This is a genomic window from Streptomyces sp. SID3343 (genome assembly GCF_009865215.1).
GTDB lineage: Bacteria > Actinomycetota > Actinomycetes > Streptomycetales > Streptomycetaceae > Embleya.
In genome coordinates, this window is sequence record NZ_WWJX01000914.1 from 1 (window position 1) to 11,817 (window position 11,817).

Sequence of the window (11,817 nt, forward strand, 5' to 3'; positions counted from 1 at the left end):
ACGCCGGCGGCCGCGTTCACCGCGCCCGCGAGACCCGGCACCGCGGCCACGGCGCGCGCCCACAGCGGCAGGTTGCCGAGCGCGTAGTGCGCGGCCGGTCGCAGTCGGCCCCGGTAGTGGTGGTGCAGGAACTCGGCCTTGTAGGTGGCCATGTCCACGTCCACCGGGCAGTCGCTGCGGCAGCCCTTGCAGGACAGGCACAGGTCGAGCGCGTCGCGCACCTCGCTCGATCGCCAGCCGTCGGTGATCACGTCGCCGATCAGCATCTCGTGCAGCAGGCGCGCGCGGCCGCGAGTGGAGTGCTCCTCCGCGCCGGTCACCCGAAACGACGGGCACATCACGCCGCCGGACGTGGTGTCGGCCGACTCGCGGCACTTGCCCACGCCCACGCAGCGGCGCACCGCGGCCGCGAAGTCGCCGCCGTCGGCGGGGTATCCGAACGCGACCGACACGGGGGCGCGCATGCCGGTGAACCGCAGATTGCCGTCCACCGGGTGTGGACGAACCAGGATGCCCGGGTTCAGCAGGTCCTGGGGATCCCAGATCGCCTTGAAGCGGCCGAACAGTTCGACCACCTCCGCGCCGTACATGCGGGGCAGGAACTCGGCTCTGGCCTGGCCGTCGCCGTGTTCGCCGGACAGCGAACCGTCGTGCGCGATCACCAGATCGGCGAGGTCGGACGCGAACGCGCGATAGGCCGCGACACCGCTTCGGGTGAGCAGGTCGAAGTCGATCCTGATGTGCACGCAGCCCTCGCCGAAGTGCCCATAAGGCAGACCGCGCAGGCCGTGACGCGTCATCAACTCGGCCAACTCCCGCAGATAGGACCCTAGTTGCGCCGGCGGCACGGCAGTGTCCTCCCAGCCGGGCCATGCCTCGGAGCCGTCCGCCAGTCGGGTCGCGGTGCCGGACGCCTCCTCCCGGATGCGCCACAGGGCGCGTTGCTCGGCCGGGTCGGTCACCACGAGCGCGGGGCCGTCGCCGGCCAGGGCGACGGCCGCCGCTCGGGCCCGCTCGACCGTGTCGCCACCGACCTCGACGAACAACCACGCCTGTCCGGCGGGGAGTTCGACGTCGCGGGCGGAGCCGGCGAGCGCGACGAGTCCGGCACTGAGACTCTCCACGGTCAGCGGGGCGTACGGGAGCAGCCGCGGCGCGGCGTCCGCGGCGGCGAAGTCGTCGGCGAAGCCGAGTACCGCGAGCGCCCGCGCCTTGGGCACCTCGACCAGACGCACGCCCGCCCCCAGCACCACGACGCACGTGCCCTCCGTGCCCACGAGCGCGCGAGCCACGTCGCGACCGTGCTCGGGCAGCAGCCGATCGAGCGCGTAGCCCGATACCCGCCGGGGCAGGGCCGGGAAGCGTTGCCGCAGCAACGCGAGGTTGTCGTCGGCGAGTTCGGCCAGCGCCGCGTGGATCTCGCCCGCCCGTCCGGTGGTCGGCACGGGCTGCCCGCGACCGACCCGCATCCGGGTGCCGTCCGCGGTCGCGATGTCGAGCCACTCGATGTTGGCGCTCGTACGCCCCCACGCGACCGAATGCGAACCGCACGCGTCGTTGCCGATCATGCCGCCGATGGTGCACCGGCTGTGGGTGGAGGGGTCCGGGCCGAAGGTGAGTCCGTGTCGGCCTGCCGCGCGGCGCAGGTCGTCGAGCACGACACCGGGCTCGACGTGCGCGATCCGAGTGAGCGGGTCCACGTCGTGCACCCGGGTCAGGTGCCGGGCGAGATCGAACACGACGCCGTTGCCGGTGGCCTGCCCCGCGATGCTGGTACCGCCGCCGCGCACGGTGACCGGCGCGCCGTGTTCGCGGCACACCGCGAGCGCCGCGAGCACGTCCTGCGCGTCCAGCGGCGCGACCACGCCGGGCGGCACCCGACGGTGGTTCGAGGCGTCCATCGAGTGGGTCGCCCTGGCCTGCCGGTCGAAGCGCACCTCCCCGCGCACCCGCGCGCGCAACGCCCTCGCCAGTGCGGTGTGGTCGAAGCTCACGTCGTATTCCCTTCGGTGGCCCACGAGTTCTTTCGGTCGATGGGGCAACGGCCTTATGGACAAAGGGAATCAGTTCGCCCTCGCACTCGATCCCGAAATCGGATCGTGACAAACAACCGGTTCATCAGACCGCCCCGGTCGATACTGTCGTCTGGATCAGCCTGGACGGAACCGACCATCCCGGAGGCCGGTTCCAGGCACGGAATCGACCCCGAGGACATTCATGATCCACGCAGTAGGGCCCGACTCGCACAACGAGCGAGGCCCCGATCCCGCCGGCGACAAAACGTTTACCCGAATAGCCGCGGTCTGCCTCGCGGCGACGCTCGGCCTCGGTGTGGCGGCCGGCGGCGCCCAGGCCGCACCGAGCACGTCCCGGCCGACGAGCGCGCCCACGCTTGCGACCGCTGCCACCGCCAAGACCACCACCAGTACGGTGGTGGGCGACTTCGACGGGGACGGCAAGGCGGACATCGTCTTCAACCGGGCCTACCGGTCGTCCGCCGACCCCGGCGGCCCGCGCTACGCACCGAGTGCCGGCGGAGCGCAGGTCCCGCTCGCCACGCGGATCGCGCAGTGGACCAAGATCCTGACCCCCGGCGACGTGAACGGCGACGGCAAGCAGGACCTGATGGGCGTCACCGCGACCGGCGCGGTGGAACTGCTCGTCGATCCGACGGATACGAACTTTCCGGCGCTTCAAAGGCTCGCCACCGGCTGGGCCGGATACAACCGCGTCTCGCTCGCGGGCGACCTCAGCGGTGACGGCAAGCCCGACATCCTCGCCCGGGACACGCAGGGCCGGCTGTACATGTTCACCCTCGACGGCACCACGATCGGCCCGCGAGTCGATCTCGGGTGGGGCTTCGAGATCTACGACCAACTCGTCGCCGCGGGCGACCTCTCGGGCGACGGCAAGGCCGACATCCTCGCCCGCCAACCGAACGGCGATCTCTATCTCTACGCCGGCGGCGCTCGGGTCTTCATCGGCTGGGGCTGGCAGGGGTACAACCAGTTCATCGCGGGCGGCGACTACAACGGCGACGGTCTCGCGGACCTGTACGGCCGCATGCCTTCCGGCGACCTGGTCCTCTACTCGGGTATGCCGGGCGGGCAGCTCTCGCCGGGATTCGTCCAGGGATCCGGCTGGGAGGTCGTCCAGACGGCGGCGGGCCTGGGAGGCGGGTTCGTCCCGGGCAAGAACGGCGTCGCGGTGACGGCCGCCACGTCGCCCCGCGGCGGTATCGCACTCGGCGACGGCAAGGGTGGCCTGGTGCTCCCCGAGGGTGGCGCGGATTGGCGGGGGTCCGCCATCGAGAAGATCACGTACGGGCCGTTCGCCCCCTCCCGGTACGTCGTGCAGAGCAGCAGCGGTCTGCTGCACTCCAAGGGGAGCAGCCACGATCTCCAGATCAGTTTCTCCTACTCGTGGGGCGGCACCGACACCACCGTGCTCCCCGGTGACCTCGACGGCGACGGTCGCGGCGACCTCCTGGCCCGCCGGAACGGCTCGTTGTACTTCCACAAGGGCCCCGACGAGTACCCGCCGCAGCCGGTCCCGGCAGATTTTCCTTACGACAACCTGGTCGGCCCGGCCGTCGACGCGGGCAGCGGCTGGAACGTCTACAACCAGATCGTGGGCGGTGGTGATCTGACCGGCGACGGCCTCGCCGACCTCGTCGCGCGCGAGCACAACGGCGACCTCTACCTGTACCAAGGCAACGGTTCGGGGCTGAGCCCGCGGGTGAAGATCGGCGCCGGCTGGGACGGCTACGACAAGATCGCGGTCACCGGCGACATCAACGGTGACGGCATCGCGGACATCATCGGGCGCGACGCGACCGGTCGGATCTGGTTGCACGCCGGCCGGGCGGGCGGGCAGCCGCTCGCACCCGTCGTGATCGCCAACGCCTGGGGTCGCTGGTCCGACATCAGCTGAGACGTCTCCCCTTGACGACCCGATCGACCCCGACTCGATCGGCCCGACCCGCGAGGAGCGGCCCCGACCACACCGTGGACTCGACGTCCACACCCTGGTCGGGGCCGTCTCATTGTTCGGAATACACATCACCCGCGAATCGGGCACGACTACGCTCTCCACGTGGCCGAGATCCAGATTCCCGCAGCGCTCATGCCCGCCGACGGCCGGTTCGGTTCGGGCCCGTCCAAGGTACGTCCCGAGGCGCTCGACGCCCTCGCGGCGACCGGTACCTCCCTCCTGGGCACCTCCCACCGGCAGGCGCCGGTGAAGAACCTGGTCCGCCGGGTTCGCGAGGGCGTCGGGAGCCTGTTCTCCCTGCCCGACGGCTACGAGGTGATCCTCGGCAACGGCGGCGCGACCGCCTTCTGGGACATCGCCGCGTTCGGCCTGGTCGAGCGCAAGTCGCAGCACCTGTCCTTCGGCGAGTTCTCGTCCAAGTTCGCGACGTCGGTCAAGGCCGCGCCGTGGCTGGACGAGCCGACGGTGATCAAGTCCGAGCCCGGCACGCACCCCACGGCGCGGGCCGAGGCCGGCACCGACGTGTACGCGCTGACCCACAACGAGACCTCGACCGGCGTCGCGATGCCCATCGCGCGCCCGGCCGGCGCCGACGCGGGCTCGCTCGTGCTCGTCGACGCGACCTCGGGCGCGGGCGGCCTGCCCGTGGACATCACCGAGAGCGACGTCTACTACTTCGCGCCGCAGAAGAACTTCGCCGCCGACGGTGGCCTGTGGCTCGCCGCGTTCTCGCCGGCGGCGCTGGAGCGCGCGGAGCGGATCGCCGCGTCCGACCGCTACATCCCGCCGTTCTTCGACCTGCACACGGCGATCGACAACTCGGTCAAGAACCAGACCTACAACACGCCCGCGCTGAGCACGCTCTTCCTGCTCGCCGACCAGCTCGACTGGATCAACGGCCAAGGCGGCCTGGACTGGTCCGTCGCGCGCACCGCCGACTCGTCGAGCCGGTTGTACGGCTGGGCCGAGAAGTCCCCGCACGCGAGCCCGTTCGTGACCGACCCGGCGTCGCGCTCGCAGGTCATCGGCACGATCGACTTCGCCGACTCGATCGACGCGGCCGCGATCGCCAAGGCCCTGCGCGCCAACGGCATCGTGGACACCGAGCCCTACCGCAAGCTCGGCCGCAACCAGTTGCGCGTCGCGATGTTCCCGGCGATCTCCCCGGACGACGTCGAGGCCCTGACGACGTGCATCGACTACGTCATCGAGCAGCTCTGACCGCTGTCCACCCCGACGATCCCGGAGTCGACGAAGCCGAGGGCGGCGCCTTCGGCCCTCGACTCCGGGATCGTTTCGGTCAGCTCTTCCTCGTCCGGAGTTTTCGGTAGGCGACGAAGAGCAGGACCAGGCCGGCCACGGCCAGCAGGCCGGGGCCGTAGGTCTTGGTCTTGTGGGCGGCGGAATCCGAGTCCGACCCGGACTTCTCGCCCCGGGCGGCGGAAGGGTCGGTCGATCGGTCGGTCCCGGTCGAGCCCGAGCCGCCCGTCGCGGGGCGGATCGAGTCCGGACGCGTGTCGTCCTTGAGGTCCACGCGGCGGACCTGACTGTTCTTGCCCTCGCTGCCGAACAGCAGCGCCTTGCCGTCACGGGCCCACGCGACCGACTCGCCCTGGCGCTGGATCGGTACGGCGACGCCGCCGACCTCCTTGCCCGGCGCGGAGTACACGGTCGCCGAGAAGTACGCGCGCAGCACGAAGCGTGAGCCGTCGGGCGAGAACGCGCCGTCGGTGACGGTGGATCCGACCGGCGCGATCCGCTTGAACGTGTTGATCCCGCCGGGCGTGAGCCTTTCGGGCTGTTCGTACAGGCCGCCGTCGAGTTCCTTGCTCGCGATGTACAGCTTGTTCGTCCGCGGATCCGTCAACAGTGCCTCGGCGTCGCGCGGGCCGTCGTCGTACTTGACCCGGAATTTGGTGGCCTTGACCGTCGCGTCGGCCAGTGTCCTGGGCTCCTCGAAGCGGTAGATCCACACCTCGGGCCACTTGCCGTGCAGGTTGTCGCCGATGTCGCCGACGAAGATCGCCGGCTTGCCCGCGTCGTCCTTGCCGATCGTGATCGCTTCCCAGTCGCGCGCGTCCACGCCCGACAGGGTGATCGTCGCCTTCGTGCTGCCGTCCTTGGCTATCGCGTACACCCGCGGCGCGTCGGAGCTGTCGTTGTGCGTCCAGTACACGTCCGGATGTTGTTCGCTGGCGACCAGGCCGCTGGACTCGGTGATCCGCTCGTCCTTGATCGTGAACAGGACGTCACCGTCGGCCGCCGCCGACGCCGGGACGGCCACCGCCAGGGCCGCCGCCACCGTGAGCGCACCGCTCCTGCGCAGCCACCCGCTTGCTCCGTTCATGCGTATCGCCGTGTCATGTCTCCAGCGTGCCGGCCGATCCGCGGTCGCGGTCGGCCAGGCACCGGATCGGGACGAAACGGTGGCGTGGTGGTCTCGGTACGGCCGGCGGGGACCGGGGCCGGGGTCCGGAGGGTCAGCGCATCAACGCGCCGATGATCACGGCGATCAGCAAAAGTGCCAGGGTGGCGGTGACGACACGGGTTCTGGTGCGGGGATTCACGCCCCGCAGCCTACGCGGCACGTGGGTGCGGCCGAATTCCGGCCGCACCCACCTGCCGCGGCGGGTCACGGGTCAAGCGTCGCGTGGGTCACACCATCGAGGCCGCGAGCCTGCGACGGAAAGCGGCCAGGACGGTGCGGTCACCGGTGCGCGACACGATCGTGCCGGGCCGGCGGCCCCACAGGTAGAGCAGCAGTTCGTCGGGCTCGCCGGCCACCGCGGCGTCGGCGAAGCCCGGATCGCGCGACATCGTGATGCCGGAGCGGTGCATCGTCAGCCGCCAGTGGTGTCGGTTGCTGTGCACGCCGACCGTGCGGCCGGTGACTCCGTCGCGCGCGTCGCGGTCGTAGTGGGCGGGCAGCAGCACGGTCAGCACCTCGTCGATGCCGTCCAGGGCCAACTGCTGGTCGAGCGGTCCGGGCGTGCCGACCGCCATCTCGATGTCGGCGCGGTGCACGGCGGCCTCGCGGGCCATCCGCCGGAACAGGAAGCCGGCGGTTCCCGGTTCGGGCCCCTCGCCCTCCCCCGGCTCGGCCGGTGTGGGGTCGAAATCCTCTCCCTCGATCGGGTCGAGCGGGTCACGCCCGGCCATCTCGTCCGCGAGCTCCGCGTGTGCGCGGGTGTACGTGTCGAGCAGATCCCCCTTGCTCGCGTCGCCCGGGTCGGGGCGGCGCGCCGGGCGAAGCTGCCCGGTGGCGCTGGTGTACATGAGCACGGAATGTCGTACGACGTCGGCGACCGTCCAACCGGGACAGGACGGTACCGGCGCGTCCATGTCCGTGACGGCCGCCTGGCCCAAGCGAAGACCTTCCGCCTGGAACAGGTGCTGGAACCGCACGTAGTCCATGTCGTCAAGGATTCCAGCGTTCCGGGTGAAGTGTCGATGGCCTACGTCACCCGTGCGCGTGAATCCCACGACAAGATTTCGCCTGTCGTACACCCGTACTGACGCTGTGTCAGATCTTGACCACGGGATTACCGGACACCGACCGTGTCGACGAGACACGGGGTGTGGGAATCGTCACGGCGACCGCGCGCGAGTCCGCGTCGGGCTTGGTCGTCTTGGTCGTCTCGGTCGCCGACGTGGTCGCCGGCACCGCCGCAGCGGGTCGCATCGCGCGCACCACCGTGCTCGGCCGCAACCTGATCCCCGCGTGTCGCGCGAGCAGCACACCGACCACGATCGCCGCGGCCAACGAGATCAGGCCGCCCGCGAGCAGCCCGGCGCGCGGGCCGAACCGCTCCGCGAGCCAGCCCGTGAGCGGGCCGCCCAGGGGGGTGCCGCCCATGAACACGAGCATGTAGATGCCCATCACCCGGCCGCGCATCGCGGGGTCGCTGCCCAGTTGCACGGTCGAGTTCGCGGCGGTGTTGAAGGTCAGGCCGGCGATGCCGATCGGCACCAGCATGAGCGCGAAGCTCCAGTAGCCGGGCATCAGCGCGGCGGTCGTCTCCAGCACGCCGAACGCGATCGCGGCGCCGACCAGGACCCGCAGCCGGGTGCGTCCGCGTCGGGCCGCCAGCAGTGCTCCGGCCAGCGAACCGACCGCGAACACGGTGTTCAACAGGCCGAACGAGCCGGGTCCGGCGTGGAAGACCTGATTGGAGAAGGCCGCCAGGGTGACCGCGAAGTTGAAGCCGAAGGTGCCGATGAAGCCGACCAGCGCGATCGCCACGAGCAGGTCGGGCCGGGCCCGCACATACCGCAGCCCCTCGCGCAGTTGTCCCTTCTCGCGCGCCACGACCGGCATGGTCAGCAGTTCGGACTCGCGCATCGCGAACAGGCCGATCAGCACCGCGACGTAGGACACCGCGTTGACCACGAACACCCAGCCGGTGCCGATCGCGGTGATCAGCAGGCCACCGACGGCCGGGCCGACGATCCGTGCGAGCTGGAAGTTGGCCGAGTTCAGGCTGACCGCGTTGGCCAGGTCCTTGCGTCCGACCATCTCGATCACGAACGCCTGGCGGGCCGGATTGTCCACGACGGTGGCCAGGCCCAGCCCGAAGGCGAGCAACCACACATGCCACACCTGGACCGAGCCGCTCAGGACCAGTACCGCCATGACGGCGGCGAGCAGGCCCATCGCGGTCTGCGTGCCGATCAGCAAAAGACGCTTGCGGTAGCGGTCGGCGAGCACGCCGCCCCACAAACCGAACAACAACATGGGGAGAAACTGGAGCCCGGTGGTGATGCCGAGCGCGGTCGTGCTGCCGGTGAGCTTGAGCACGAGCCAGTCCTGCGCGATGCGCTGCATCCAGGTGCCGGTGTTGGACACCGTCTGGCCTGCGGCGAAAAGCCGGAAGTTGCGGTTGCGTAGTGATGAGAAGGTGCCGGCTGTCGCCGCCACGGGCTCCCCTTTCGTCGTACGGATCGGCCTGGGCCGGATGAACACACATCCCGTCCCTCGACGACCGGGGCCGTGGACCGAAGTCCGACGACCGGGGCCGTACCACCGAACCGCGACGCGAGCGCGCCCGCGCTACGCCTGTGCCAGCTTCTCCAGCACGGGCAAGGCCGCGCGCAACGCCTCGTTCTCCTCGGGGGAAAGCTGCGCGAGGTGCTCCGCGAGCCAGGCGTTGCCCAGCCTGCGGTTCTCCTCGACGACGGCGGCGGCGGGCTCGGTCGCGGAGACCACGACCTGCCTGCGGTCGTCGGCGTGCGGTTCGCGCCGGACCAGGCCGCGCTCCTCCAGGCCGGCGATCACCCGTGTCATGGACGGCGGTTGCACCTTTTCCTGCCGGGCGAGTTCACCCGGAGTCATGGCGCCGCGCGCGACCAGCACGGTCAACACCGAGAGCTGGGTGGGACTGAGCGTCTCGTCGGCCCGCTGGTTGCGCAGGCGGCGAGAGAGCTTCAAAACCGAGGCACGGAGTGCTGACACCGTGGCGCGGTCGGGTTCGGACGGGGACACGTTTTTTAGCTTAACTCTTTACTCTCGCTAACTTCCAATGGATTGCCTCGCCGGGATATTCCCTCGGCTGTCGCGTGCGCCACAATCGGCCCGGTGATCTTCCGGGTCCCGGGCTCGTGGACATGGCACCGCCGATGGGACCGCTCTCCCGGTCCGCGGCCCGCGGCAGCGCTCCGTGCTCGCGCCGCCGGCCTTTGCGCCACCGGCCGGCCGCGCGCGCTACTTCACGCCGAGGACCTGCTCGATCGGGTCGATGGCGAAGTGCACGACGAACAGCGCGGAGACGATCCACAGCAGCAGCGGGATCTCGCGGACCTTGCCGGTGGCGGCCTTGAGCACGACGTACAGGATGAAGCCCGCGCCGATTCCGGTGGTGATGCTGTACGTGAACGGCATCAGCGCGATCGTCGCGAAGGACGGCACGGCCACCGTCATGTCGTCCCAGTCGATGTGCTTGATCTGCGCCATCATCAGCGCGCCGACCACGACGAGCGCGGGTGTCGCGGCCTGCGCCGGGACGAGCTTGGCGAGCGGCGTGAACAACAGGGCGAGGGCGAACAGGCCACCGGTGACGAGGTTGGCCAGGCCGGTACGGGCGCCCTCGCCCACGCCGGCGGTGGACTCGACGAAGACCGTGGTGGAGGACGCCGACGCGCCGCCGCCCGCGATCGCGCCCACCGACTCGACGGTGAGGATGCGGCCCAGGCCGGGCACCTTGCCCTGCTCGTCGAGCAGCCCCGCCTCGCGACTCACGCCGATGATGGTGCCCATGCCGTCGAAGAAGTTCGACAGCAGCAGCGTGAAGATCAGCAGCGACGCGGTGATGAAGCCGACCTGACCGAACGCGCCGAACAGGTCGACGTCGCCGATCAGTCCGAAGTCGGGGGTGTCGATCACGCCGGACGCCTCGGGCGCGGTCAGGCCCCAGTCGGCCTGGTCGAGGCCGGCCGCGTTGTGGATGATCACCGCGAGGACGGTCGAGGCGATCATCCCGATCAGGATCGCGCCGGAGACCTTGCGCACGAGCAGCACGAACGTCAGCAGGAGCCCGAAGCAAAAGACGAGCGCCGGCCAGCCCTTGAGGTCACCGCCCGCGCCGAGGGTGACCGGCACGGTGGAGTCCGCGGCGTCCGGGACCCGCGTGACGATGCCGGCACTGACCAGACCGACCAGGGTCACGAACATCCCGATGCCGACCCCGATGGCCTGCTTGAGCGCGAGCGGGATCGCGTTCATGATCGCCTCGCGCAGGCCGGTCGCGGCGAGCACGAGCAGCCCGACGCCTTCCAGGACCACCAGGCCCATCGCCTCGTCCCAGCTCATCTGCGGCGCGACCTGGAACGCGACCATGGCGTTGATGCCCAGCCCCGCGGCGAGCGCGAGCGGGATGTTGCCGACGACGCCCATCAGGATCGTCATGACCGCGGCGACCAGCACGGTCGCGGTGACCAACTGCGGCTGGGACAGGTGCTGGTGGTACTTGTCCTCGGCCGACCCGAGGATGACGGGATTCAAGACGATGATGTAGGCCATCGCGAAGAACGTGGCGAGGCCGCCGCGTATCTCGCGTACCGGCGTCGAGCCTCGCTCGGTGATCTTGAAGAAGCGGTCGAGGCCGCTCTTCGCGCCGCCGTCGATCTTCGGCGGGGTCGGCTCGGTGGTGGCGTCGGCCTGGGGGGACATGCGGATCCTCGGAGCGTGGGAACGGGGAGTCGAGACACGCGCACGGCACACATGGGACACATGCACCGGGAGACCCTGAAAGGGTGCCAGACACCACAGCCGAAACGGGAACCGGTCCCGCCGCATGCGCGTCGGGGCGCACTCCGCCCCGACGGGGGCCGGCAAGTAGCCTTGCCGACGTGAGCAGGCACGGGAGCGGGAAACGACGGCGCAGCTCGCCGGATCCGGACGACTCGGGCTCCGGCGCGAGCGGCGAGCACACGGCGCACGGATCCGAGCCTTATGAGCCGGGCGGCTACGAGCCGAGCGGCTACGAGCCGGGTGGGCACGAACCGACCGCCTACGAGCCGAGCGGGTACGAACCGCCGGCCCCGGACGCGCAGCCGTACGACCCGCAGCCTTACGACCCGCAGCCCTACGAACCACAGCCCTACGACCCCGGCGCCTACGACGCGGGCACCTACGACCCGGCGCAGTACGACTCCGGGACCTACGAGGCGCAGCACCCCTACGAGGCGGATTCCTACGAGGCGGCCGCCTACGGCGCGAGCGCGTACGACCCCGACCGGGACGCGGCCCGCGCCGGCCACACCGCCGAGTTCGGCGCGCCGACCGACGACCCCGTCGAGGCCGCCGCCCCCGAGCCGGCCTCGGGCTCC

General features: G+C 70.7%; 9 protein-coding genes and 1 pseudogene. 3 read left to right on the forward strand and 7 right to left on the reverse strand.

The genetic code is table 11. From position 1 onward, the window contains the following. On the reverse strand, positions 1–1,994 hold a 1,994-nt coding region (locus tag GT354_RS28480; RefSeq protein WP_161359244.1), incomplete at its 3' end, for an FAD-binding and (Fe-S)-binding domain-containing protein. Between the two features lie 223 nt (positions 1,995–2,217). On the opposite strand from GT354_RS28480, the gene GT354_RS28485 reads away from it, so the two are divergent. Both GT354_RS28485 and serC read left to right on the forward strand, forming a co-directional pair. Further along, a complete protein-coding gene (locus GT354_RS28485) occupies positions 2,218–3,933 on the forward strand; it encodes a VCBS repeat-containing protein (protein ID WP_161359245.1) in 1,716 nt (571 codons plus the stop codon). Between the two features lie 162 nt (positions 3,934–4,095). Then, complete coding sequence (serC, locus tag GT354_RS28490; protein ID WP_161359246.1) at positions 4,096–5,214, forward strand: phosphoserine transaminase; 1,119 nt, start codon at positions 4,096–4,098, stop codon at positions 5,212–5,214. Positions 5,215–5,293: 79 nt separating this feature from the next. Here serC and GT354_RS28495 read toward each other — a convergent pair whose 3' ends face one another. From GT354_RS28495 to GT354_RS28520, 6 genes are all read right to left on the reverse strand, one after another. Next, entirely contained in the window at positions 5,294–6,340 is a 1,047-nt protein-coding gene (locus GT354_RS28495) for a hypothetical protein (RefSeq protein WP_161359247.1), read from the reverse strand. Positions 6,341–6,473: 133 nt separating this feature from the next. Then, on the reverse strand, positions 6,474–6,629 hold the full coding sequence (locus GT354_RS28500; protein ID WP_161359248.1) for a hypothetical protein: 156 nt from the start codon (positions 6,627–6,629) through the stop codon (positions 6,474–6,476). Between the two features lie 19 nt (positions 6,630–6,648). Beyond that, positions 6,649–7,407 carry a maleylpyruvate isomerase family mycothiol-dependent enzyme gene (locus GT354_RS28505; RefSeq protein WP_161359249.1) on the reverse strand — a complete coding sequence of 253 codons (759 nt, stop codon included), beginning with the start codon at positions 7,405–7,407 and terminating at the stop codon, positions 6,649–6,651. A 109-nt stretch (positions 7,408–7,516) separates the two neighbouring features. Continuing rightward, positions 7,517–8,911, reverse strand: a complete 1,395-nt coding sequence (locus GT354_RS28510; RefSeq protein WP_346012215.1) for an MFS transporter — start codon at positions 8,909–8,911, stop codon at positions 7,517–7,519. 132 nt (positions 8,912–9,043) lie between these two features. Next, on the reverse strand, positions 9,044–9,445 hold the full coding sequence (locus GT354_RS28515; RefSeq protein ID WP_346012216.1) for a MarR family transcriptional regulator: 402 nt from the start codon (positions 9,443–9,445) through the stop codon (positions 9,044–9,046). Between the two features lie 249 nt (positions 9,446–9,694). Continuing rightward, positions 9,695–11,158, reverse strand: coding sequence for an NCS2 family permease (locus tag GT354_RS28520; protein ID WP_161359251.1), 1,464 nt, complete (start codon positions 11,156–11,158; stop codon positions 9,695–9,697). Between the two features lie 179 nt (positions 11,159–11,337). Between GT354_RS28520 and GT354_RS52835 the strand changes: the two are divergent. Beyond that, positions 11,338–11,817 (forward strand): annotated as a pseudogene (locus GT354_RS52835) (hypothetical protein); the annotation flags it as partial.

What these genes read in the sequence shown, in the direction of transcription:
- GT354_RS28485 (WP_161359245.1), top strand. Translation starts at nt 2,218, where the DNA reads ATGATCCACGCAGTAGGGCCCGACTCGCACAACGAGCGAGGCCCCGAT.
- GT354_RS28495 (WP_161359247.1), bottom strand. Translation starts at nt 6,340, where the DNA reads ATGAACGGAGCAAGCGGGTGGCTGCGCAGGAGCGGTGCGCTCACGGTG.
- GT354_RS28505 (WP_161359249.1), bottom strand. Translation starts at nt 7,407, where the DNA reads ATGGACTACGTGCGGTTCCAGCACCTGTTCCAGGCGGAAGGTCTTCGC.
- GT354_RS28520 (WP_161359251.1), bottom strand. Translation starts at nt 11,158, where the DNA reads ATGTCCCCCCAGGCCGACGCCACCACCGAGCCGACCCCGCCGAAGATC.